This is a genomic window from Rhodanobacteraceae bacterium, from assembly GCA_024234055.1.
Classification (GTDB): domain Bacteria; phylum Pseudomonadota; class Gammaproteobacteria; order Xanthomonadales; family SZUA-5; genus JADKFD01.
Genome location: JACKOW010000014.1, coordinates 71,013 through 95,057 on the forward strand (window position 1 = coordinate 71,013; position 24,045 = coordinate 95,057).

Below are 24,045 nucleotides of genomic sequence, written 5' to 3' on the forward strand. Positions count from 1 at the left end.
AACAACCAACAACCAACAACCAACAACCAACAACCAACAACCAACAACCAACAACCAACAACCAACAACCAACAACCAACAACCAACAACCAACAACCAACAACCAACAACCGACAACCGCCTCACCGCTCGCGCCAATCCTTCCACGAATCCCGCGCCTGCAGCCAGCTGTAGGTCGCCTGGGCGCCGAGGAAGCCGAAGGGGCGCCAGGTTCGGCTCAGACCGAAGGGGCTGAAGCGCCGCCAGTCCTCGTTTTCTCCGGCGATACCCTGTGCCAGTAGCTCGCCCATGGCGGTCGTGGTGGCGACGCCATGTCCGCCGAAGGCCTGGGCGTACCAGAGTCCGGGCTCCAGCATGCCGAGTTGTGGCATTTCATGGCGGGCGTAACTCATCAAACCGCTCCAGGCGTAGTCGACCTCGAACTCGCCCAGCTGCGGATAGACCCGCTTGATATCGGCCTTCAGCAGGTGCGCTACGGCCTGCGGGGATCGATTCAGGATCGAAATTCGTCCGCCCCAGAGCAGGCGGGTGTCGGGCAGGGCGCGGTAGTAGTCGAAAGCGAAGCGGGTGTCGTAGACCGCGGCGCGGGTGCGGATCGATTCGTCGAGGCGATCGCCCAGAGGCTCGGTCACCGCTACATAGGTGGCGATCGGCAACAGCGCTCGCTGCAGGGCCGGCACCAGCCTGCCCAGATAGCCGCCACCAGCGACGACGACCGTGTCTGTGTCTATCGCACCGCCCAGGCAATGCACGCGCCAGCCGGCGCCGGTCTTTTCGATTCGGGTCACCGGGCTGGCGCCATGCACGCGCACGCCGCCGCCCTGCGCGGCCCGGGCCATGCCCAGCGCCAGGTTGAGCGGGTGTACATGAAAGGCCTCGGCCTCGAACAAGCCGCCGTGGTAACGCGGCGTATTCAGCTGGGCGCGCAGTTGTTCTGGACTCAGCGTGCTCCAGTTCACGCCGAAGTGCTCGCGCAGCAGCGCTTGCCGTTCGGTCAGCAGTGACGGGTCCTTGAACCAGTTGGCCCATATGACGCCGGCGTCGACCGGATCACACTGAATGGCATAGCGATCTATGCGGGCGCGGATGGTGCTGACCGCGGTCCGCGTCAATCCATACATCCACTGCGCGGTGTCGGCGCCGACCTCGGCCCGCAGCGAAGCTTCGCCCAGCGAGTACCCGCCGAAGACAAAGCCACCGTTGCGGCCACTGGCGCCAAAGCCTATGGACTCGGATTCCAACAGCAGCACATCGCTGACGCCGCGCTCGGCCAGACCCAATGCCGTGGCCAGACCTGCATAGCCACCGCCAACCACCACCACGCTCGCGCGCGTGTCGCTCAGCAATGGCTGATGTTCCGCAGGTTCTCGTCGTGTCGCTTGATAGTAGGTGCCGATCTTCATTGGCACATGATGCCGCTTTGTCAGCTCTTGTTGCGCGCGCCGTACACCAGACTGGCAAGGCCGACGACCATGGCGACCGGCATCAGGTTGACCTGCGGCATGGGATGACGGATGAGCCAGGTACCGCCGACCGCCAATCCAAGCACCAGCGAGGCGCTGAGCACGGTCACCAGAATCTTCGACAGCCAGGTGGGCAGTTTCATACACGAACCAGTGTGGGTGATGGCCAGTGAGATGCGCCGGCGCCGGCAAATTTCAAGATGCTGTGAAGAGGGATGGATGACGGCGGTCGCGTCGCAAGGTCGCTCCTACGAAAAGCGGGCTCCTGGGTAGGAGCGCCCTTGCGGCGCGACCGTGACCAAATGGGGCAAGACGCCATCAGACCTTCGTGCTGACTGGTGGGCACGTGCTCCAACGCGGAGAACGCTGAGGGCCGCGGAGAACGCAGAGAGAAGCGTCTCTAGATTTGCTTTGCTTTTCTCCGCGTTCTCGGCGCTTCTCTGCGCCCTCTGCGTTACGCTTCTGGCAACAGCACTCTGCGCTTCCCGGTCTTTGCCACCGCTGCGCGACAACGGTCGCGACGCGAGGTCGCTCCTACAAGGGCGGGCTGATCCGGGCCTGGCCGCGGGTGGCGTCCTGCAGGCGTTGCCGACATTCGCCGGCGCGGCTGGAGGGTAGCGTGAGCTGGCAGGAGAAGCCCTGGCTGTCGTAGTGCTCGGCGCTGATGAGGCCTGCGCATTCGCCGGCAATCTGGCGCAGCACGCTTTCGTGGGCGAAGGGCAGGGCGATGCTCAAGGTCTGCATCTCGATCAGTTCGCGGCGCTCGGCCTGACGCAGGCATTCGGCGGCAACGCCGCCATAGGCGCGAACCAGACCACCGGCACCGAGCTTGATACCGCCAAACCAGCGGGTCACGACCACCAGCACGCCATCCAGATCCTGGCCGTCGATGGCCTGCAGGATCGGCCTGCCAGCGGTGCCGGAAGGTTCGTTGGCGTCGTGGAAGCGGTACTGCTGACCGTTGCGCCAGGCGTAGCAGTGGTGACTGGCGTCTTCGCGCGCGCACTGTTCGACGTGGGCCTGAGCCTCGTCAACGCTGAGGATGGGCCAGGCGCGTGCGAGGAATCGACTCTTCTGGATCAGTTCCTCGTGCGTCGCGTATCCGACCAGCGTTGCGCTCATGAGGCGGTTCCGGCGGGTCCGTAGCGCAGGGCATCAATGGTTGGCGTCATCCACAAAGCGCAGATCCTGTGGTAACTCGCGTTGTGGATAATCCTGGCGCAGCGTCTGGATCAGTTGCCGGGCGCGATCCATGTCGCCGCGCTTCAGGGCCTCGCGCGCCTCGTCGACGATGCTGTCGAAGGCGTTGATGGCCTCGTCCGCCATGACGGCGGGTGCATCGGTGGCGCCCGAAAGCTGGTTGCTCGCGGCATTGTCGCGGCCACCGCTGAGCGCGGCGGGCATGCGCAGGCTGGCTGCGCCAGCACTCGCGTCCCGTTCCGGTTGAAGCTCCTTGCTCAGGCCTTCGCGCTTGGCTACAGGCGCCATCGCTTCCTTCGCCACGGGGTAGGGCGCGGGCGCTGCCGAGGCTGGCGCCGGCGCCAGCTTCTGGGCCGTTACCGGTTCGGCCCGAGGTCCACGCGTCGGCGCAGGTGCAACGATCTGGCCGACCGTTTCCTGCTGGCGCACTGCCGCCGCCTTCGGTGCAGCCTCGGCCGGGAAGGGTTGGGCATCGCGACGCGCACGATCATCGGCTTTGGCTGCGGGCGTTGGCCCCGAAGCGGCTGTCGGTGGTGTCTGCGGCGCCGGCGACAGGAGCTGAGCTTGCTGTGCAGCCGGCTTGGCGGGAGCACTTGGACTGGCCGCGGCCTCCGAATCCAGGCTTGATCCATCGGCGAAACCTGCGTGCTCGACAGACCGTTTTTCGGCGCGGGGCTCGAAGTGGTCATCGGCGACCTGGTCGGCCGCCATCGGTGCTGGCGCGCTCACGGCCGGCGGCGCGTCCAGGCGATTGGGTTCGTGCTCGAGCTGCTGCCAGATACGAAGCGCCAGTCCGCTGCCGACCAGTACCACGACGCCTGCTGCCAGACCCATCCAGGGGGGTTGGCTGCGCCGCGGCCCAGCCTTGGCGACAGCGGCATGAGCGCGGGCCAGTATGCGGGCGTCGAGATCGGCCGAAGGCTCTGCGCCGGGGGCACTGCGCAGAGCATCGACGATCTCGTTTTCCAGGCGCTCGAAGCGCGTATTCCCGCTCATGACCCTCTCAATCCTTCCCGCAGCTTGGCCAGCGCATAGCGCAGGCGCGATTTGATCGTTTCACGGCCAGTGCCGACACTGCTGGCGATCTCCTCCAGAGTGAGGTCGCCTTCGGCCCGCATCAACAGCACCGCGCGTTGCTCTTCAGGCAGCGCGTCCACCAGATCCGACAGTCGCTGCATCTGTTGCGACTGGTCCAGAGCCAGCGCCGGATCGTCTTCCGGCAGGCCGGGAAAGGCGATCAGCACTTCGTCGGCGCTCACCGTGGGCCGGGATCGCCGCAGATGATCGATGGCCAGATGGTGGGCGATGCGGAACAGCCAGGCGGCAAAGCGCGCGCTGGGCTCATAGCGGGCGCGGGCGTCGATGACCCGGCTCCAGGTGTCCTGATAGAGCTCTTCAGCCACGGCAGCCTGCCCGGTCAGGCGCACCAGATAGCGCAGCAATCGCACCCGATAGCGCCCGTACAGCAGGTCGAAGGCCGCGGCCTCGCCAGCTGCATAGCGCAACATCAGGTTTTCGTCGCTGTCGTCGTGATCCACGGCTGGCCCGGGTGTTGTCACCCGGCGACGATAGCCCAAGCGCGTGAGTGAGTGAGAGCTTCATGTCCCTGTCAACGCGCCGAAGCGGCGAATGGGGTTGCGGGGGCAGGAAAAAGGAAAAAGGAAAAGGGGAGATGGGGGAATGAGGGATATAGGCGATCGGGCCAAGTGCTGGCGTCATTGCGAGGAACGTAGTGACGAAGCAATCCAGATCCACGATTCCAAGAGCACTGGATTGCTTCGTCGCGGCGCTCCTCTCCATGAACCCATATCGTAAGGTGTTGATGCGTCATTGCGAGAAGCGTAGCGACGAAGCAATCCAGGGTAGCGCCGCACGCCCCTGGATTGCTTCCCCCGGATCAAGTCCGGGGTCGCAATGACGCCGGGGGGTTCATGGCCCGTGGGTAGTTTCGGGCCGAAACAGGTGGCTCGCAATGAAGCCCGCTGTTGTGGGTCCGGACTTGTCCGGACGCTTTCCTTCCAACTCGCCAGGAGCGTATAGGCAAGTCTGGACCCACAAGAGCCCCCAGGTCCGTCGCCTTTTCTCGTGCCCTCGTGCCCTCGTGCCCTCGTGCCCCAATCTTGCCTCCAAGCGACAGCAAGTTGCCGCAGGGCGACGCCTGAGGTGGTGGCCACTGGCGGCTGGGTTCGAGGTGCGTACAGTCCGCCTCCGAGCCGGCCGTTGCCTGGGTTCGGCCCTCACCAGACTGCCGATTTCGCACTTCAGGACCTACTCCATGACCATTCGCAGCTCGCGCCGCTCCCGCCGTGGCGAACTCCCGCTCAGACAGACCCTGTTGCGCCTGGCCTTGACCCAGGCACTGTTGCTGCCTGCCGGCCTGGCGGTAGCCCAGAGCAGCGGTGATGCCGAGATCGCCGCCAAGGCGGCGGAGATGGACACGGTGTTCGTCACCGGTTCGCGCATCAAGCGTATCGACGGCGAAACCGCCCTGCCGATCGAGATCATCACCCGCGAGGAGATCGAGACCCGCGGCGTGACCACGGCGGCAGAAATGGTCAAGACTCTGACCGCGAACACGGCGCCGCTCGCCGATGGCGCCAGCATCACTGACGGCACCTCCGGCCAGCGCGGCTTCAATGGCGCCAACCTGCGCGGCGTGGGTGTGTCGAGCACGCTGATCCTGCTCAACGGCCGACGTCTGGCCAACTTCGCCTCGCCCGGTGACGAAGCCGGTGTCGATCTCAACAACATTCCGGCTGGCGCCATCGAAAGGGTGGAAGTGCTGAAAGATGGCGCCTCGGCGCTCTACGGCTCCGACGCCATCGGTGGTGTCATCAACTTCATCACCCGCAGCGACTACCAGGGCATTGATCTCAGCCTGCTCGGGGCCGATACCCAGGAAGGCGGCGCCGACAAGCAGACCGCCACCATCAGCGCCGGCTTCGGCGACATGAGCGAAGACCGCTACAACGTCTTCGGCGTGCTCGATGTGCAGCATCTCGGCGCTCTGCGCTCCAGCCAGCGTGATTTCATCCGCGAGCGGCCGCTGGCAGAGTTGCTGCCGGCGCTGATGTCCAGCAACACCTATCCGGCCAACATCGACATCAATTCGGCGCAGCGCAATGCGCTGATCGCCGCCGGCTTGCTGGCGCCGGGCACCACCCGCACGCGCATCAACCCGAGCTCTCCCGAGTGCAATCCGCCCGCGACGGTGTATGCCCCGGAGGGTCCGGGCGGTCCGGTGGCCTGCAGCTACGATTACATGAAGGACACCGAGATCTACCCGGACTCGGACAAGATCGGCTTCATGGGCCGCGCCGCGGTCGAAGTGGCTGATGGCCATCGGTTGTTTGCCGAACTGTCCTACACTCAGGCGAAGACCACCTATCGCTTGAGTCCGAACCCGCAGCGCATCCGCAACCTGCCGATTTCGGTGCTGCCCGAGCCCTACCGCAGCGCCCTGTCGGCGCCGGGACTGCCGAGCACCTTCAGCGGCATCCGCCTGCGCATGAGCGAGGCCGGCAATCGCACCAATGAGGTCACCAGCGAAGGCAGCCGCATCGTGCTCGGTGCCGAAGGCATCGCCGGTGATTGGGATTACAGCCTGGGTCTGGTGCGCAGCGAGAACAAGGCCACCGACAGCTACGTGGATGGCTATGTGCTCTTCGACGAGTTCGATGCCGCGGTGCGGTCCGGCCTGATCAATCCCTTCGGTCCGTCCTCGGCCCAGGGACAGGCCCTGCTCGACGACATCACCATCAACGACGACGCGCGCAAGTCCAAGGGTGTCAGCGAGAGTTTCGATTTCAATTTCACCCGCGCGCTCGGCGAGCTCGACGGCGGCGATATCGGTCTGGCGCTGGGCGGTGAGTTGCGCCGCGAATCGCAGCGTTTCACGCCCTCGGCGCTGCTGCTCAGCAACAATATCGCCGGCGATCGCGACAGCTCGCTCGGCCCTGGTGACCCCTCCGACATTCTGCCCAGTAACGACAGTCGCAATGTCGCTTCGGCCTATGCCGAACTGAATGCGCCGGTCAGCGAGACCCTGGAACTGCAGGCGGCGCTGCGTTTCGACGACTACGAGGAAGTCGGCTCCACCTTCAATCCCAAATTCGGCGTGCGCTGGCAGCCGCGCGAGGACCTGATCGTCCGTGGCTCGGCCGGCACCGGTTTTCGGGCGCCCTCGCTGAACGATCTGCACCGACCCACCGTCTTCGGCGTGACCTCCAGTCTGATCACCGATCCGCAGTGTGCCGATGTCGAAGGCAGCATCGACTTCTGCACCGATCAGTGGCCGGTGGAGCGGCAGAGCAATCCAGACCTGGATCCGGAGCGCTCGCGGCAGTTCTCCCTCGGCACCGTCTACGAGCCCAGCGAGACCTTCAATATCGGACTGGAATACTGGTATCTGCAGAAGAAGGACGTGATCAGCACGCTCGGCGAGCAGATCATCATCGAGAGCCCGGAGCTCTACAACGGTCTTTACATCGAGCGCGACGAAGACGGCTTCATCAGCAACATCATCCTGCGCAAGGAAAACCAGGGCAAGCTCAAGACCTCCGGTTTCGACATCAGCAGCCGTCTCAGCACAGGTGAAACCGACTACGGCACTTTCAGTGTCGATTTCACCGGCACGCTGATCACCAAGTACGAACGCCAGTTCGGTCCGCTGGAACCCTATCGCAGCAACCTCGGGCGCTTCCTCAACGATCAGGTGATCCAGCGCTGGCGCCATCGCATCGCCTTCAACTGGGACAGCGGTCCGCTGGGCCTGACCTTTGCCAACAACTATTCCTCCAGCTATCGCGACCAGAACACCACTTACGATCCGGTCAGCGATTCACGGCTGCCGTCCAGAGACGTCAAGGCCTACTCGCTGTGGGATCTGACCGGCAGCTACAAGGTCAACGAGCAGCTGCGCGTGCGTGCCGGCGTGCTCAATGTCTTCGACGAGGATCCGCCGTTCTCGAACCAGGCCTATTACTTCATCGCCAGCTATGACCCCACCTACACCGATCCGCGTGGTCGATCGTTCTATCTGGGGGTGGAATACAAGTTCCGTTGACCAGTAGCTGCGGGCGACACCTGCAACCCTGTGGGAGCGGACTTTGTCCGCGATCAGTCTGGTTGAAATCGGCGAACCGGCGATCGCGGCTGAAGCCGCTCCCACAGACAAGCAGAATCCCAACGCGGCCTTCGTCCCCGGGCCGCGTTCATTCCCCAGGGGGCTCCAGAACCGGCCGGTCGCCCCGGACCGGCCGGAACTGGGTCGGCCGATGACAGGCGCCACCAGACGAAGCGTGCACCGGTAGATCCCGTCGGCCCGATGGACCTGCCCGAGTTGCCAAAGCCGGCGCCAGTACCTACGCCGTGTCGAGTCGCCTCAGTCTGACCGCCAACTCATGCAGTCCGCTGGGATGCGGCCAGCGTTGCGGAGTCTCCTGTGGCCATTCCCAGCGTGATGGTGCAAAGAGTTCACGCATGAGCGCCAGTGGCGAATCGAAGGGCGGGCCGCCCGCGCGACCTGTTTGCATGAAGAGGGCCAGCAGCGAGCCACCCGGGCGCAAGCAGCGATGCAGTTGCGTCTCGTAGGCGGCCCATGAGGATGGATGCAGCGCGCACAAACAGGTTTGCTCGTAGATGCCGTCGAAAGGCGCGTCCGGCGTCCAGCCGAGCACATCGGCTTCGATCAGCCGGGCCTGCAACTGCAGCGCATCGAGGCGTGCGCGCACTCGCGCCAGCGCCACAGGCACGATGTCGATGGCCGTCACTCGGCAGCCAAGGCCGGCCAGACGGTCCACTTCCCAGCCTTGACCACATCCGGGAATCAGCCAGTCGCCCTGCTGGATTGCGCCGGCGCTGATCCAGTGCTCCAGCGCCGGGCTTGGCGCGCCTCGATCCCAGCCGATCTGTTCATCGCGATAGCGCTGTGCCCAGCCGGCGCTGAGCGCATCCTGCTCGCCGTTCATTCGACCTCGCCATGGTAGGCACTGACGCGCTCGACCTCGGCCTTCGAACCGAGAAACACCGGCACACGCTGATGCAGGGACGTTGGTTGCACCTCCAGCATGCGCTGTTCGCCGGTGCTGGCAGCGCCGCCAGCCTGCTCGACGATGAAGGCCATCGGATTGGCCTCGTACATCAGCCGCAACTTGCCGGGCGTCAGCGGCTGTTTCAGATCACGCGGGTAGATGAAGATGCCGCCCCGGGTCATGATCCGGTGCACATCGGCGACCATGCTCGCCACCCAGCGCATGTTGAAATCCTTGCCGCGTGGACCGGTCTTGCCGGCCAGCAGTTCCTCGATGTAGCGCTTCATCGGTGGCTCCCAGTGGCGGATGTTCGACATGTTGATGGCGAACTCCTGGGTCTCGACCGGAATCTGGAGGTTGCGCTCGGTCAGCACGAAGGAGCCGACCTCGCGATCCAGCGTGAAGCTGTGCACGCCCGAGCCCGTGGTCAGCACCAGAATCGTGCTCGGGCCATAGACGGCATAGCCGGCGGCCAGCTGCTTGGTACCTGGCTGCAAAAAGTCGGCTTCGGTGGGCTCCTTGACGCCTTCGGGGCAGCGCAGCACCGAGAAGATGGTGCCTACCGAGATGTTGACGTCGATGTTCGAGCTGCCGTCGAGCGGATCGAACAGCAGCAGATATTCGCCCTTGGGATAGCGATGCGGAATCGCGTGCGGGTGTTCCATCTCCTCCGAGGCAATCGCCGCCAGATGGCCGCCCCATTCATTGGCTTCCAGCAGGATCTCGTTCGACAGCACATCCAGCTTCTTCTGCACTTCGCCCTGGATGTTCTCGCTGTGGGCGCTGCCCAGCACCCCGCCCAGTGCACCCTTGCCGACGGCGATGGAGATGGCCTTGCAGGCCCGGGCGACGACCTCGATCAACAGTCGCAGATCCGAGTTGATGCGGCCCTGTTCACGCTGTTCCTCGATCAGAAAGCGCGTCAGCGAAATCGGTTTCATCGGCGGCTCCGGTAGCAATGAATGACCGGGCCGAGATTCTGGCGTCTTGCGCACGCCAATGTAACCGCCAATTGGGGCGCCGGCAGGGCGGATGGCCGAAAGCCAAACACTCGAAGCCGCAAGTAGGTCACCTTGGGAGCGCAGCGAGCTACGTGACACGGTGAAGCCGACAGCCCCATGCTCGAAGCAGCAAGTAGGTCACGTTGGGAGCGCAGCGAGCTACCTGACACGGTGACGCCCAAAGCCCCACGCTCGGAGCCAGCAAGCCTTCGGGTCGAGATCGGAGCACCACCAAGGCCGTGCTCAGGCATCATCCGCGCATGAAAGCAGCCACCCGCCCGCGCAAGCCCTCATCGAAATCCCGTCGCAAGAAGCGTCGCGTCAGTCTGACCCTGGGCAGCAACGGTCGTGCCCCGACCCTGGTGACCGCGCGCAGCGACGGGGTTGAAGCGATGGCATTGGAACAGGCCGGGCGACTCGGCCTGGCCACCGCCGGCTTCGTCCCCAGCGGCACCCGCAATCCCGGCGACAGTTTTCTGGCCACGCCTACCCGACACCCCTCGCAGGCGCTGAAATGGAATGTGCGGGCGGCCGATGTCAGCGTGCTGATCACCCCCGACGCCCAGCTCTACGGCCGCGCCCTGGTCGCGCAGCGCTGGGCTGGTCGCTATCGCAAGCCCTGGCTGCATCTGTATCCGGCAGCCTTTGATGTCGAGCATCTGCGCATCTGGCTGCGTACCCGCAAGCTGAAGACCATTCACATCACCGGTGCGCGGCAGCATCAGGTGCAGGGCTTGAGAGAGCTGGTGGACGTGCTGATGGCGACGCTGGCCGCTGTCACGGGCGAGTCGCCGAAGCACAAGTAGCCTGGGCCAAGGCTGCGGGCCGAGCCCGGCCAAGGAGCCGCAACCCCTGCCGAGCAAGCTCGGCACTACCAGAGCCCGGTACACCAAAGCTCTGGTAGAGCGGAGCTTGCTCCGCTGCTCTGGCTGGGCTTGTGCTCCTGCGTCCCGGCCAAGGAGCCGCAACCCCTGCCGAGCAAGCTCGGTACTACCAGAGCCCGGTACACCAAAGCTCTGGTAGAGCGGAGCTTGCTCCGCTGCTCTGGCTGGGCTTGTGCCTTGCCGATGCGCAGCGTCTAGCGCCCGAGCACGCGTCGCGCCCCGAGGTAGCGACTGCTCCAATAGCCATCATCCAGTTGGTCCAGGCGCACCCGGCCGCCGTGGTTGGGGGCGTGCACGAATCGGCCTTCGCCCACGTAGATGCCGACGTGGGAAACGCCGCGTCCGCTGGTATTGAAGAAGACCAGATCGCCGGTCTGCAACGAGCGCCGGGAGACCGGGATCTTGAGCGCAAGTTGACCCTGGGTATTGCGCGGCAACTGCACACCGGTAGCGTCACGATAGACGTACTGGACGAAGCCGGAGCAGTCGAAGCCAACGCCCGGATCGGCGCCCGCGGTGCGATAGGGTGTGCCGACCAGACCAATGGCGCGAAACGCGACGTCGGCGCTGTTGCCCCTGACGCTCGGATTGGCTGACGCGCTGGGTGCAGCAGGTTGGGGTCGACTGCCCGGGCCGCTGGCGCATCCGACCAGCAGCAGCATCCACCCGCACAGCGCCAGCGCCGCGCCGCGGCGCCCGGACTCAGTCCTCGTGCTCACTGCTGCCTTGCGCAGGTGCTTCACTGTCGACCGGTTCGGAAACACCCAGCGCCTTGTCGACCATGCCAGTACCTGCGTGGGTCTGGCCCATGCGCTTGGCCAGCTTGCGGGCATTCATTTCCTCGGTGATCGAGTCCGACGCCAGCACCAGCGCCGCCTTGCGCTCCTCGCTGAGCTGGGTCCAGTGGCAGTCGTCCTCGGCGCCAGCCATCGAATACAGCAGATTGAGCGTGGGCTTGAATCCAGCCAGTTTCACGCGACGATAGGCTTCCACTGCGCCGAACTTGCGCAGATCCTCTTCCGTGCGAATTCCAATCTGGCGCAACCAGGCGGCGCTCTTGGGGCCGACATTGCGGATCTTTTCGCTCGGTGGCATGACTCCTCCTCCATGGGTGAATCGGCAGGGCTGGTGCTGCCCCGTCCACTCGTTCAGACAACGCTCACGCGCAAGCGTTCAAAAAAACCTGTGCCAGTTGCTCAAGCCCGCTTTGATCTTCGGCGTCGAATCGGTCCGGCGAGGGGCTGTCGATGTCGAGCACGCCGAGCAGGGTGTTGCCCAGCACCAGCGGCACTACCACCTCCGAGCGCGAAGCCGCATCGCAGGCGATGTGTCCGGGAAAAGCATGCACATCGGCCACCCGTTGCGTTTCCCGCGTCTGTGCCGCGGTGCCGCAGACCCCGCGGCCGAGCGCGATCCGGACGCAGGCCGGCTTGCCCTGGAAGGGCCCGACCACCAACTCGGTGCCGTCAAAGAAATAGAAGCCCACCCAGTTCACATCCGGCAGAGCGTGATACAGCAGCGCCGAAAAATTGGCGGCATTGGCAATGCGATCAGGTTCGCCGGTCATCAGGTAGCCCGCCTGTTCGGCAAGACTGGCGTACAACTCGGCCTTGCTGGCCGCAGGAGCAGTGTTCATTTCAAACATGGGTTGATAGGCATCTTCAGGGCAGACTTGATCGCCACATGATGCTTGATGCGCGGCGACAGTGCGATCGCGGGGCTCGGGGGAAGAGGCAGGGGGAACGGGGCATGGGGAACGGGAAAGGCTGCGGGCTTCGGGCTGTGTAGGTCCAGACTTGTCTGGACGCTCTTCGCCCGGTGTCGAAAAGCGTCCAGACCAGTCTGAACCCACAGGACCGTACGGTTCGCGTCCGGGCACCGAGCAAAGAGCAGGACGCGAAGAACGCGAAGGAAAAGCAGAAAGGACATGAAGAATATCCTGTGGAAGCCTTTGCCTTCCTTCGCGTTCTTTCTGCTTTTTCTTTGCGACCTCTGCGTCCCGCTTCTGGTCGCATCCCGCCTCAGTGGTGGCTGGTCGCCCTGGCGGGGCAGCGTGCGTCACGTAGCCCGCTGCGCGGCCAACGTGACCTACCTGGCTGTTGCATGCAGCGTAGCCTTTTCCCGTGCCCCGTGCCCCGTGCCCCGTGCCCCGTGCCCCGTGCCCCGTGCCCCGTGCCCCGTGCCCCTCGCCCCTCGCCCCTCGCCCCGCTACAACGCCAGTCGCCGCAGCTCCGGCGGCTCCACCGCGCGCTCCCAAACCTGGTCGAATTGGCGCTGCAGCTCATCACGGCGGGGCGGGTAATAGAGATCGCCGGAGGCCTCATGGCGGTCGGCGAAGCTGCGATAGAGATAGCCGCCAGTGTCGTTCAGCACATAGGCGCCGGCGAACTGCAGATCTTCCTCGGTGGGTCTGCGCAGATGGACCACGCTGGGCAATCGATGGGCCAGGTCCACCAGTCGATGGCCTTCACGAACGACGCGGGCGGTGTCCTGCACCAGGATGCGGATGTTGGCGCGGCGCCCGGACAGCGCAATCTGGCGAATGGCTTCGAGGATTTCCGGTTGCTGGTAGAGCGCCGGTTCCAGATCGCGGGTGTAGATCCACAGCTGATAGCGCCCGGCACGCAGCAGTGCCAGCGTGGCTTCCTGCAGATCGCCGGCGCGCTCGGCGCTCAGTCGCTGTGACTGTGGTGCTGCCAGAACCGGGTTGATCTTGGTGACCGGCAGGCTCTGCGGCTCCGGCAGATCCAGCACCATGGTCTGGTGGGGAATGCCGCATTCCATGAACTCGTTGCCTTCTGGCCGGAACCCGGAACGCGCGTAGAAGGGAATGGCATAGGTCTGCGCGTGCATTCGCAGATGCCGCAAACCGCGTGTCTCGGCGCGCTCGATCAGATGCCGCAACAGCGCCTCGCCCACGCCCTGGCCGCGCCAGTCCTTGATCACCGCCATGCGCCCGACGTATCCGCTCAGCGTCAACCGTCCGGTACCGATCGGCTTGCCATCCGGGGTGCGTGCCAGCACATGGTCAGCCAAGGCATCGTCGTCATCCCACTCATCGCTTTCGGGGATGTTCTGTTCTTCGATGAACACCTCGGTACGCACAGCCTTCAGATCGTCTGCGTCTACCGACCAGACTGCCGGCTCGATGAAATAGCGACCATCGATCATCGTCCGCCTCCGCATTGTCGACCCGCCCAAGGATAACCGCTGAGCGGTGGCTGCTGGCGACCGGTGTAGACTGAAGACCGTCCATCGAGCTGGGTGGGATCATGAGCATTCCCGAGCAATTCAAGGCCTTTCGCATCCACGGCAGTCCGCACAAGGCGGGTCTGGAGTCGCTGACGCTGGCCGATCTCAACGAGGGCGAAGTGACCATCCGAGTGGCGTGGTCCAGCGTCAATTACAAGGATGCGCTGGCCGGTACCGGGCAGGGCAAGATCCTGCGCCAGTTTCCGCTGGTGGGTGGCATTGACGTCGCCGGTCACGTGGTCGAATCGCGCCATCCGGGTTTCCGGGAGGGTGATGCAGTGCTGACCACCGGGTCCGGCTTGTCGGAAACCCGTGACGGCGGCTACAGCGAATATGCGCGCCTCGACGGTCAGTGGGTGGTGCCGCTGCCGGCCAATCTGAGCCTGCGCGAGTCCATGGCCATCGGCACGGCAGGCTTCACCGCAGCCCTGTGTCTGTGGCGAATGCTCAGTGTGGGCCAACGCCCGGAACTGGGCCCGATCGTGGTGACCGGCGCCACTGGCGGTGTCGGCATGCTGGCCATCGACATCTTCACCCGCGCTGGATTCGAGGTACACGCCATCACCGGCAAGGCCGAGCAGTTCGATCGCCTGATTCGACTCGGTGCGCGCCAGTGCATCGCTCGTGAAGGCCTCTATCTGGGTCAGCGGCCGCTCGAGAGCGCGACCTGGGCCGGCGCAGTCGACAACGTCGGCGGCGAAATGCTGTCCGGATTGACGCGCATGATCCGTCCCTGGGGTTCCATCGCCAGCTGCGGCATGGCCGGCGGCATCGAACTGCATTCCACGGTCATGCCCTTCATCATTCGCGGCATCAGTCTGCTCGGCATCAACTCCTCGGGCACACCCTATCCGGTGCGCACCGATTTATGGCAACGGCTGGCACAGGAGTGGCGTCCACGGCATCTGGACGCCATCGTGACCCGGGAGGTCGCGCTCGACGAATTGCCCGCGGTTTTCGGAACTTTGCTGTCCGGCGGGGGCCTTGGACGCACGATCGTCAAGATTGGTGGCGATCTGTCATGACGCGACTTGTCCGCGAGTCGCTGGGTATGGGTAGAATCGGGACGTTGGCAGCAAGTTAACAGCGGGGTAAACATGGCTCGGGTCTTGATCGTGGACGATTCGCCGTCGCAGCTCCTGGTGCTCAAGCGCATCGTTGAGGGGCAGGGGCATGAAGTGATCACCGCTGAGGATGGTCAGCAGGGTGTGGATATGGCCAAGGCGCATATCCCCGACCTGATTCTGATGGACGTGGTGATGCCCAACCTCAATGGCTTCCAGGCCACACGCACCATCGCGCGTGAGAAAACCACCAGCCATATCCCGGTGATCCTGGTGACCACCAAGGATCAGGAAACCGATCGGGTGTGGGGATTGCGCCAGGGTGCCAAGGGCTACATCACCAAGCCGGTGAACGAAGCGCAGCTGATCAAGGCCATCGCCGAACATCTGCCGCGCTGACCGAAGCCGAATCCCCGAGTGGCTCAGGGCGCTGCGGCGCCCTGAGTCGTTTCTGGGGCGCATGTCGTCAAGCGTAGCCCAGGTAAGCGCAGCGCACCTGGGGGCTCCAGCGCTGTTCCCGGTTGCGCCTGCGGCTTGTCCGGGCTACTCGCTACTCGCGCTACCCGTCCTGCAGCCCAATGCGCTCAGCGCTTGCGCGGATCGAACTGGCTGAAGTGCGCGCGCAGCGTTTCGTAGGCCTGCCGATCGGTGTCGCCATGTGCGGGCGGCGTGTGGATCTGCAGCACCACGAATTGGTCGCCGGCTGGATCGCCGGGTAGACCGCGGCCTTTCAGGCGCAGTCGGCGCCCACTCTGCGAGCCTGCCGGAATTCCCATCTCGACTTCGCCGCCCAAGGTCGGCACGGCGACTCGTGCGCCCAGCGCTGCTTCCCACGGCGCGACCGGTAGCTGCACCGTGATGTCGCGACCTTCCAGTGCGAAGCGCTCATCCGGACGCAGCTTGATCTGCAGCAGCAGATCGCCGGGTGTGCCATCCGGGCCCACGTGGCCCTGGCCGGACAGACGTATGGTCTGCCCCGACTGGATGCCCTTGGGAATCTTGACCTCGAGCGTGCGCAGGCCGCGGGCGCCCTGCAGACTGAAACGCTGCTTGCCGCCGGCGTAGGCGGTGGCCAGATCGACCTCCAGTTCGGCGCGGATCTCGCCGCCCGATTCCGGGGCGTGCCCACGCCTGGGGCCCGCGCCCGGGCGACCGCCGCGCATGCGCCCGAACAGCGATTCGAAGAAATCACTGAACTGCCCGTTGCCGGCATCGCCCATGTCGAATTCGAAGCCGCCGCCGCCCGGACCGGGGCGGAACTCGTCGCCGGCGCGGAAGCCGTTGGCCTTGGCCTGATCGTAGGCCTTGCGGCGCTCCGGTTCGCGCAGCGCCTCGTAGGCTTCATTGATGTCCTTGAAGCGACTCTCGGCGTCCTTTTCCTTGCTGACATCCGGATGGTACTTGCGTGCCAGCTTGCGATAGGCGGCCTTGATGTCGGCATCGCTCGCGTCCGCTTTCACACCGAGTACGTCGTAGTAATCCTTGAATCGCATGGACTATCGGGCCTGAGTCAGTTCAATGATGGTTCTACCTCATGCGCGACGCCGACCCGGTCAGGGCCGACGTCGCGTGATGCTGTCGGACAATTCGGATCCAGCGCACGAAGCGCCGGTCCTGGCGATGCCTGCGTCCAGGGAACCGATTCCGGGCACCGATGATGCCCGGAATCGAGCGCGATCAGTGATTGATCGCAATCCGGCGCGGCGTGGTCTCCGGGCGCTTGGGAATGATGATTTCCAGCACGCCATGCTTGCCATTGGCGCTGATGCCTTCGGCGTCGGCACTGTCCGGCAGCGCGAAGCGGCGATAGAACACGCCGTGCGAACGTTCGACTCGCGTGTACTTCTCGTTCTCCTGCTTGGCTTCGTGCTTGCGCTCACCCTTGATCGAGAGGATGCCCTTCTCCATATGCACTTCGATGTCCTTCGGATCGACACCGGGGATGTCGGCCTGGATCACGAAGCGGCCTGGCTCTTCCTTGATGTCCACATGCGGTGCCCACTGGCTGGTGACTACATTGGACTGATCCTGCGACTCACCGTTGAAGAACTTCTCGATCAGTTCGCGAAAATCATTGGGCACGTGGGCCGGGACATTGAAGGGGCTGTAACGGGTAATGGCCATGATCAACTCCTTGAGTGTGATCGCGACGACATGTCGCTCATGGCCAATAAATGTGGGTCCGCGGCGAAGCTTTCAAGAGCCCGGCGGCCGGACGTCATCAGGATTCGTGCAGCCCGGTGTGCCGCGCAGCGGCTCACCGGGGCTCTTCGCATCACGGCCCGGCGAGCGCTGCGCGCACTTCGGGCTACGTCAAGTCGCCGCAGGCGGGAGTTGTCCACCTGGAGCGTCCTTGCGGCGCGACCGCTGCTGCGGATCTGCGGCGGGCTGGTCGCGACGCGAGGTCGCTCCTACAGGCGAACTTGCGGTTCAGGGCTGCTGAGCAATGCCGGGTCAAGTGGCTTCCAATGAAGCGCCAGACACCGGCGCGCTGTTACCCGGCCAGCACCGCAATCAGCATCTGGCTGCCGCGCCCCAGCGCCACGCCGATGACCGTGGCGGCCAGTACATCGCTGGGATAATGCAGGCCCAGGACCACGCGGGACAGCGCCACACTCAGCGCGAAGGGCAGCAGCACGATTCCCAGCACCGGCAGATACAACAGCGCCACGTAGGTGAAGCTGACCGCGTGCAGGGTATGGCCGGAGGGGAAGCTGAACTCGTCCAGAGGCGCCACACTGCTGAGGATCGCCGTGTGCCGGTGCAGAGGACGAGGGCGCTTGCTCCAGCGCTTGAGCCAGCGATAGAGCAGCAGCGCGATGCCGCCGACGATCAGCATGTGGGCGGCCGCGAGCATCCCGTTTTCCGGGTCCAGCAGCGGCATCAGGGCGATGATCAGGTACCAGAACACGCCATCCCCGAGGCGACTGACCCGGGCGAAGTAGCGTTGCACCCAGCCGCGACGGGTCAGGCGATTGAGGCGCAGGCACCAGTCCAGATCCTGTGCCAGCAGGCGGCCGGTGGCGCTGGTCAGCAAGGCATTGCTCATCGCGGAGTCCTCGTCAGTTCCACCAATACATCGGCAAAGCGTGCGCTCACCGCGCCTGGCGCCAGCGCCTCGGCGGTCGCTCGAGCGTTTCGCGCCATGTGCACTCGCAGTTCGGGATCGGCGGCCACCGCCACCGCGGCATCGACAAAGGCGGCGGCGTCATTGAAAGCCACGATGCGCCCATCCATGCCGTCGCGCAGATGCTGGCGCGCGGCGGCGTAGTCGAAGGCGATGGTGGGAAGGCCGCTGGCCAGCGCCTCCAGGGTAACGTTGCCGAAGGTCTCGGTGATGCTCGGGAACAGGAACAGGTCGGCGCTGGCATAGTGAGCGCCCAGTTCCTCGCCACCGCGCATGCCGCACCAGACGTGGTCTGGATGGGCTGCCGCCAATTCGGCGCGGGCCGGGCCATCGCCAACCCAGATCATCCGCGCCGGAATGCCCCGGGCACGGATGCCCTCGAAGCTGCGCACCACCAGTTCCAGGTTCTTCTCGGGCGCGATGCGGCCGACGAACAGCACCGCCAGTTCCTGCTCGGCCAATCCCCAGGTCTGGCGCAGCGCCAGAGAGCGCCGTGCCGGATCAAAGGCCTGGCCATCGACACCGCGAGCGAGAATGCGCACATCGCGAAAGCCACCGCCGAGCAATTCCTGGCGCAACTGCTCGGTGGGCACCAGCGTGGTGGTGGCGCGGTTGTGGAAGGCACGCAGATAGGCGAAAGCGGTGCTCTGCAACCAGGCCAGGCCGTAATGCGCAACGAAATCGTCGAAGCGGGTGTGAAAGCCGCTGGCGACGGGGATACCGAGCTGGCGGGCGGCCAGCACCGCGGCCCAGCCCAGCGGACCTTCGGTGGACACGTACAGGGCCTCGATGCGCTCGGCCGCAAACAGCCGCCGCAATCGCCAATATACCGGCCAGCCGTAGCGCAGTTCGCGGTAGCGCGGCAGCGGGCCGCCGGGCACGATCAGCTCGTCGATAGAGACTCGCCCCGAGCGTTCATCACGCTGGCGCGGGCGCACCAGCAGTACCCGGTGCCCCAGCTCGCGGAGGCCGCGCACGAGGCCGGCCACGGTCAGCGCCACACCATTGACCTCGGGCGTGTAGGTCTCGCTGATGACGGCCACGCGCAGCGTCGTTCTGGCTTCAGCTTCCCCGCGGACCGAGGAAGTCGCGGCGGCCGCGACCACGCCCTGTGGCATCCCCGAGTGCGCCAGGGCGCCGCCGGCATCGCGGGTGTGCAGCAGCGTAGGCAGAGTGCGCGTCATGCAACGCACTCTGCCCGTCAACGATGAAACTCTTGTGCGTTGGCCTTTGCGCTTTCTTTACAAGCACCAGCGCAGCAGCGTCGCCATGGCGAATACGCAAATGGCGCCATGCTTCATCCGCCACCTGGCCTGGGCCGACGTTGTGCCCAGTCAGCGACCAATCGCTCGGCCATTTCTCGCTCGAACCGATTGGCCACTGCATACCGATAGTCGATCAGGCTCTGGCCCGGTGCGCATAGCCTTGCGTGAAAGCAATCCAGCATGGTTTGTGGGTGACCAGGGGCGCACAGTTCGGCTCGGCGGCAATAGATCATGGCGGATGCCAGATAAACTACCTGCATCTCATTCAGCTCTGGGATGGGGTGCTTCACCGGCGGCACCGCCAGACTGTAGAGACCGGTGGCGAGGCCATCGGCTACCGCGATCGACGAGGTTTCAAACAGCAGTGCGATTGCCTCGGTTTCTCGGGCTGGCGCCAGCAAACCGTCGCCTTCGAACAAGGCCGCGGCCCGTTCCTGGTCGGATTCGCCGCCAGGCGTGCCTGAGCGCGATCGTTCCACCGCTTCTTTGTGCGCCAGCCTGATCTCAGCCACATTTCCGCACCAGTCCAGGAACTGGCGAACCTGCTCCTGGTGTTGCCGAGCCCGTGTTTCCGGCGCTGGTTCGCCCCCATCCCGCTTGGAAGCCCAACGTTGGCTTTGAGCGCAGGCCACTACGACGGCCGCCAATGCATCGGCAACATCCTTGGAAGGCGGCATTGTCCTGAGCTCGTCAATTGCCGCGGCGGCCGATGGGGCGCGCGCAATGCTAGCTACAGGAGGTCTGCTGGCATGCGGCCCCATTGGGTTGGCGCTGCTACTGAGAACGCCACTCGATTCGGCAAGCGCCGATGTCGATTGGTCCGGTATCGGAGACTCCCTCGCGCCAAGTGTGGGCTCCAGCGAGAGCTTGGAACCACCTTGCTGCGTGCTTCTTGTCAGCCCCCAGCCGATGCCGGCGAGGACCACGAGCGCGAGCCCTGAGGCGATAAGTCTGGTTCGCATGGGCAATGTATTGGTGTGTCTGCGGGAGTGGGTGTCGACCTGCACCAACCACTTGCGGCCAGGAAGCAAGGTGCATTAGCAAGAGCAAGAGCCTGGGGTGATGAGGGCAGTATCCGCGCGGCCGCAATGCTAGACGCGATTTCATGACACGGCGTTCGGTGAGCGCGCATCAAAGACTCCGATCCAGCAGATCTGGTGCGCCCGCTTCTCCAGGTTCCCGGTCCACCCGCAGCCGCAGGCGCACGCCGATGGATTCGATGAAGTCCTTTTCCTGGCGCAGATCGGCCCAGGTCAGCGGGTGTTGGCTGAGCCAGCCCTTGGGAAAGGACACTCGCAGCTCGCGGCCGGCGACTTCCAGATGCAGATCGGGCAGGGTTTCCTGGGAGCGCGAGCGGTGCAGCACGGCGGCCAGGCGGGCCAGAGCCAGCGTGCGTTTGAGGGCTTCGACGTCGCGCGGGGCGATGTCGGAGAAGGTCTGTTCGGGGATGCTGCGGCGGTGCCCGCGCACCAGGGCGGCAACCGCTTCCTGCTCCTGGCGCGAGAAGCCCGGAAGATCGGAATTCTCGATGATGTAGGCGCCGTGCTTGTGGTGCTGGGTGTGCGAGATGGCCAGGCCGATTTCGTGCACCAGCGTGGCATAGAGCAGGGTTTCGCGCTGTTCGTCTTCCAGTGCCCAGCTCTCGGCCACCTGATCGAAGAGCTTGAGTGCGGTGGTCTGCACGCGCAGGGCGTGGGCCTGGTCCACCGAGTAGCGCTTGGCCAGCGCGCGGATGCTGAGTTCGCGCGGATCCTGCTGGTGGAAGCGTCCGAGTGAGTCGTACAGCAGGCCTTCGCGCATGGCGTAATCGCTGACCCGCAGTACCTGCAGGTCCAGGGCCTCGAAGCAGGCCCACAGGGCCGCCAGGCCGCCCAGGAATACCGGGCGCCGGTCTTCGCTCAACCCGGGTAGGCGGGCGCGGCTGATCTGTCCGACCTCGATCAGGCGCTCGATCAAGTCCAGCAATCCCTCGCGGGTGACCTCGCGCTCACGGCCGCCAAAGCCGTGGAGGATGGCACTGATCGACTTGACCGTGCCGGAGCTGCCGATGACCCGCTGCCAGCCGCGCGCCTTGTAGGCGCTCAGGATCGGCGCGAATTCGATCGGCAGGCGCAGGCGGGCCTCGTTCCAGCGTTTGCGGTTGAGCCTGCCGTCGGCAAAGAAGCGCCGGGTGGTCGCCACGCAGCCCATCTGCAGACTTTCGGTTTCCAGGGTTTCAAAGCCGCGTCCGATGATCAATTCGGTGCTGCCGCCGCCGACATCGATGACCAGCTGCTTCTGGCGCGGATCGTTCAGACCATGGGCCACACCCATGTAGATCAGGCGCGCTTCCTCACGGCCCGAGACCACTTCGATCGGCGCGCCGAGTGCGGTTTCGGCGGTCATCAGAAAGGCGCGCGGATTGCGCAACTGGCGCACGGTGTTGGTGGCCACGGCGCGGATGCGGTTGCGCTTGATGCCGCGCAGGCGCTGGCCGAAACGCGACAGGCAGGCCAGCGTGCGTTCGCGCATTTCGGCGGTCAACTGGCCATCGGCGGTGAGACCCGCCGCCATGCGGACCGAATCGCGCAGCCGATCGACCACCTGCAATTCGCCATCTGTGAAGCGGGCCACGATCATGTGGAAGCTGTTGGAGCCGAGATCGACCGCGGCCAGCGGTTCGCCATCATCGGTGGGTACGCGACCGTCGATCATCCGCCGCAGATCCTGGCCAGCAGCGCCGCCTGGGCCGAGTGCGGCATTTCCTCGCCGGGCTCGATGCGGGTGTAGCTGCCGTCTGATTCCAGCTTCCAGGCCTGGGTGTTGTCGGCCATGTAGTTCTCCAGCGTCTCGTTGAACACCCGCTGGCGCAGCTTGGGATCGAGGATGGGGAAGCAGGTCTCGACACGGTTCAACAGATTGCGCTCCATCCAGTCGGCGCTGGAAGCGTACAGCTCTTCATCGCCGTTGTTGTGGAAATAGTAGATGCGGCTGTGCTCAAGGAAGCGGCCGACGATGGAGCGCACGCGGATGTTCTCGCTGATGCCGGGCACGCCCGGGCGCAGCACGCAGATGCCGCGCACGAACAGCACGATCTCGACACCAGCCTGAGAGGCCCGATACAGCGCCTCGATGACCTGCGGTTCGCTCAGCGCATTCATGCGCGCCAGTATCTTGGCCGGCCGGCCGGCCTTGGCGTGCCTGGCCTCGCGGTCGATCTTGGCGAGCATTTCCGGGTGCAGGGTAAACGGCGAGTGCAGCAGCCGTTTCAGCTTGATCGCCTGACTGAGGCCCGAGAGCTGCTGGAACAGCTTGTGCACGTCCTCGCACATGTCCTTGTCGCAGGTCAGCAGGCCGATGTCGGTATAGATGCCGGCGGTGGCCTGATGGTAGTTGCCGGTGCCCAGATGCACGTAGCGCCTGGGCTTGCCGGCCTCGCGGCGGACGATCAGCAGCATCTTGGCGTGGGTCTTGTAGCCGACCACGCCGTAGACCACCTGCACGCCAGCTTCCTGCAGACGGTCGGCCAGATCGATGTTGGCTTCTTCGTCGAAGCGGGCGCGCAGTTCGACCACCACGGTGACGTCCTTGCCGGCGCGGGCGGCCTCGATCAGATAATCGACCAGCACCGAGCGCCGCCCGGTGCGATACAGGGTCTGCTTGATCGCCAGCACGTCGGGATCGCTGGCAGCCTGCTTGAGCAGATCAACCACGGTCGAGAAGCTGTCGTAGGGGTGATGCAGCAGCACATCGCCCTCGCGGATCATGTCGAAGACATTGCCGCCGGACTTGCTGGTCTGCACCCGCGGCTGGAAGGGCCGGAACTTGAGATCGGGTCGGTCGACCATATCGTAGGCGGCGCCGACCCGGTTCAGATTGACCGGGCCGTTGACCCGGTACATGTCTTCCTCGCCGAGCTCGAAGTGCTGCAGCAGGAAATGGCCGAGCGCGCGTGGGCAGGTGTCGGTGATTTCCAGGCGCACGGCGCGGGCAAAGCCGCGATCGACCAACTCGTCGCGCAGCGCGTGGGCCAGGTTGTCGACATCGAACTCGTCCACCCAGAGTTCGCTGTTGCGGGTCACGCGGAAGGGATACACACCCTTGACCTTGAGCCCCGGGAACAGATCATCGACAAAGTCCTGGAGGATGGCCGACAGCAGCACCACTTCGTACTCGCAGCTGGAGACCTCCTTGGGCAGCCGCACCAGTCGCGGCAGTGACCGCGGCGCGCGTACCAGGGCCAGATCGGCCTCCCGACCAAAAGCATCCTTGCCCTTGAGGGCCACCGCCACGTTCAGGCTCTTGTTGAGGATGCGCGGGAAGGGATGCGCCGGATCCAGCCCGAGCGGACTCAGCACCGGCATCAGTTCGTCATTGAAGAAATGATGCAGCCAGCGCCGCTGCCTGGCATTCCATTCCTCGCGCGGCAGAAAGCGCACGCCGACTGCCGTCAGCGCCGGCTTCAGCTCGGCATTCCAGGTGTGGTACTGGCCGCGCATCAGGGTCTGTACCTGTTCGCGGATCTCGCCGAGGATCTCGGTGGGCGTGCGCCCGTCCGGCCAGGGTTGGCTGCCGAAGAAGTTCAGCTGGTGGCGGATGGTCGCCACCCGCACTTCGAAGAACTCGTCCAGATTGGTGCAGGAGATGCACAGGAAGCGCAGGCGCTCCAGCAAGGGCAGGCGCGTGTCCTGAGCCTGCTCCAGCACCCGCCGATGAAAGGCTAGCAGGCTCAGTTCGCGGTTGAGGAAGAGCTTGGGGTCGCGGCTGGTCACGGGTCA

The 24,045-nt window shown here is 64.9% G+C and carries 22 protein-coding genes; 4 read left to right on the forward strand and 18 right to left on the reverse strand.

All coding sequences use genetic code 11. The features are described from left to right. Window positions 1-122 precede the first annotated feature (122 nt). The 5 genes from H7A19_17675 to H7A19_17695 all read right to left on the reverse strand — a co-directional run bounded on the left by H7A19_17675 (window position 123) and on the right by H7A19_17695 (window position 4,171). Window positions 123-1,403, reverse strand: a complete 1,281-nt coding sequence (locus tag H7A19_17675; GenBank protein MCP5476662.1) for an FAD-binding oxidoreductase — start codon at window positions 1,401-1,403, stop codon at window positions 123-125. Window positions 1,404-1,423: 20 nt separating this feature from the next. Next, the gene (locus H7A19_17680; GenBank protein MCP5476663.1) at window positions 1,424-1,606 is read right to left on the reverse strand and encodes a hypothetical protein; all 183 of its coding nucleotides are present in this window, start codon (window positions 1,604-1,606) and stop codon (window positions 1,424-1,426) included. Window positions 1,607-1,997: 391 nt separating this feature from the next. Continuing rightward, entirely contained in the window at window positions 1,998-2,585 is a 588-nt protein-coding gene (locus H7A19_17685) for a YigZ family protein (protein MCP5476664.1), read from the reverse strand. A gap of 33 nt (window positions 2,586-2,618) precedes the next feature. Further along, window positions 2,619-3,659, reverse strand: a complete 1,041-nt coding sequence (locus tag H7A19_17690; GenBank protein MCP5476665.1) for a hypothetical protein — start codon at window positions 3,657-3,659, stop codon at window positions 2,619-2,621. After that, window positions 3,656-4,171, reverse strand: coding sequence for a sigma-70 family RNA polymerase sigma factor (locus tag H7A19_17695; GenBank protein ID MCP5476666.1), 516 nt, complete (start codon window positions 4,169-4,171; stop codon window positions 3,656-3,658). Before H7A19_17695 ends, H7A19_17690 begins: the two co-directional genes overlap by 4 nt. Window positions 4,172-4,938: 767 nt before the next feature. On the opposite strand from H7A19_17695, the gene H7A19_17700 reads away from it, so the two are divergent. Next, window positions 4,939-7,728 carry a TonB-dependent receptor gene (locus H7A19_17700; GenBank protein MCP5476667.1) on the forward strand — a complete coding sequence of 930 codons (2,790 nt, stop codon included), beginning with the start codon at window positions 4,939-4,941 and terminating at the stop codon, window positions 7,726-7,728. A gap of 298 nt (window positions 7,729-8,026) precedes the next feature. Here H7A19_17700 and H7A19_17705 read toward each other — a convergent pair whose 3' ends face one another. Next, window positions 8,027-8,632: a methyltransferase domain-containing protein gene (locus H7A19_17705; GenBank protein ID MCP5476668.1), complete on the reverse strand. Its 606-nt coding sequence runs from the start codon at window positions 8,630-8,632 to the stop codon at window positions 8,027-8,029. After that, window positions 8,629-9,636: a class 1 fructose-bisphosphatase gene (locus H7A19_17710; protein ID MCP5476669.1), complete on the reverse strand. Its 1,008-nt coding sequence runs from the start codon at window positions 9,634-9,636 to the stop codon at window positions 8,629-8,631. The genes H7A19_17705 and H7A19_17710 overlap by 4 nt, the downstream gene beginning before the upstream one ends. Before the next feature lie 320 nt (window positions 9,637-9,956). Between H7A19_17710 and H7A19_17715 the strand changes: the two genes are divergently transcribed. After that, on the forward strand, window positions 9,957-10,502 hold the full coding sequence (locus H7A19_17715) for a hypothetical protein (protein MCP5476670.1): 546 nt from the start codon (window positions 9,957-9,959) through the stop codon (window positions 10,500-10,502). Between the two features lie 272 nt (window positions 10,503-10,774). Here H7A19_17715 and H7A19_17720 read toward each other — a convergent pair whose 3' ends face one another. The 4 genes from H7A19_17720 to H7A19_17735 all read right to left on the reverse strand — a co-directional run bounded on the left by H7A19_17720 (window position 10,775) and on the right by H7A19_17735 (window position 13,751). Continuing rightward, window positions 10,775-11,242 (reverse strand): C40 family peptidase, encoded by a 468-nt coding sequence (locus H7A19_17720; GenBank protein ID MCP5476671.1) that lies wholly within the window; start codon window positions 11,240-11,242, stop codon window positions 10,775-10,777. 40 nt (window positions 11,243-11,282) lie between these two features. Continuing rightward, window positions 11,283-11,675, reverse strand: a complete 393-nt coding sequence (locus tag H7A19_17725) for a TfoX/Sxy family protein (GenBank protein MCP5476672.1) — start codon at window positions 11,673-11,675, stop codon at window positions 11,283-11,285. A gap of 64 nt (window positions 11,676-11,739) precedes the next feature. Beyond that, the gene (locus H7A19_17730) at window positions 11,740-12,225 is read right to left on the reverse strand and encodes a GAF domain-containing protein (protein MCP5476673.1); all 486 of its coding nucleotides are present in this window, start codon (window positions 12,223-12,225) and stop codon (window positions 11,740-11,742) included. A gap of 563 nt (window positions 12,226-12,788) precedes the next feature. Further along, window positions 12,789-13,751 (reverse strand): GNAT family N-acetyltransferase, encoded by a 963-nt coding sequence (locus H7A19_17735; GenBank protein MCP5476674.1) that lies wholly within the window; start codon window positions 13,749-13,751, stop codon window positions 12,789-12,791. 101 nt (window positions 13,752-13,852) lie between these two features. On the opposite strand from H7A19_17735, the gene H7A19_17740 reads away from it, so the two are divergent. Beyond that, on the forward strand, window positions 13,853-14,857 hold the full coding sequence (locus H7A19_17740; protein ID MCP5476675.1) for an oxidoreductase: 1,005 nt from the start codon (window positions 13,853-13,855) through the stop codon (window positions 14,855-14,857). Between the two features lie 72 nt (window positions 14,858-14,929). Next, the gene (locus H7A19_17745; protein MCP5476676.1) at window positions 14,930-15,295 is read left to right on the forward strand and encodes a response regulator; all 366 of its coding nucleotides are present in this window, start codon (window positions 14,930-14,932) and stop codon (window positions 15,293-15,295) included. A 185-nt stretch (window positions 15,296-15,480) separates the two neighbouring features. Here H7A19_17745 and H7A19_17750 read toward each other — a convergent pair whose 3' ends face one another. From H7A19_17750 to ppk1, 7 genes are all read right to left on the reverse strand, one after another. Further along, window positions 15,481-16,389 carry a DnaJ domain-containing protein gene (locus tag H7A19_17750; GenBank protein MCP5476677.1) on the reverse strand — a complete coding sequence of 303 codons (909 nt, stop codon included), beginning with the start codon at window positions 16,387-16,389 and terminating at the stop codon, window positions 15,481-15,483. Window positions 16,390-16,573: 184 nt separating this feature from the next. Beyond that, window positions 16,574-17,020, reverse strand: coding sequence for an Hsp20/alpha crystallin family protein (locus H7A19_17755; GenBank protein MCP5476678.1), 447 nt, complete (start codon window positions 17,018-17,020; stop codon window positions 16,574-16,576). A 370-nt stretch (window positions 17,021-17,390) separates the two neighbouring features. Next, entirely contained in the window at window positions 17,391-17,945 is a 555-nt protein-coding gene (locus H7A19_17760; protein ID MCP5476679.1) for a phosphatase PAP2 family protein, read from the reverse strand. After that, a complete protein-coding gene (locus H7A19_17765; protein ID MCP5476680.1) occupies window positions 17,942-19,141 on the reverse strand; it encodes a glycosyltransferase family 1 protein in 1,200 nt (399 codons plus the stop codon). The genes H7A19_17760 and H7A19_17765 overlap by 4 nt, the downstream gene beginning before the upstream one ends. Window positions 19,142-19,320: 179 nt before the next feature. Further along, a complete protein-coding gene (locus H7A19_17770; GenBank protein ID MCP5476681.1) occupies window positions 19,321-19,800 on the reverse strand; it encodes a hypothetical protein in 480 nt (159 codons plus the stop codon). 619 nt (window positions 19,801-20,419) lie between these two features. After that, window positions 20,420-21,982 carry an exopolyphosphatase gene (gene ppx, locus H7A19_17775; protein MCP5476682.1) on the reverse strand — a complete coding sequence of 521 codons (1,563 nt, stop codon included), beginning with the start codon at window positions 21,980-21,982 and terminating at the stop codon, window positions 20,420-20,422. Beyond that, complete coding sequence (gene ppk1, locus H7A19_17780; GenBank protein MCP5476683.1) at window positions 21,979-24,039, reverse strand: polyphosphate kinase 1; 2,061 nt, start codon at window positions 24,037-24,039, stop codon at window positions 21,979-21,981. The genes ppx and ppk1 overlap by 4 nt, the downstream gene beginning before the upstream one ends. Window positions 24,040-24,045: the final 6 nt, after the last annotated feature.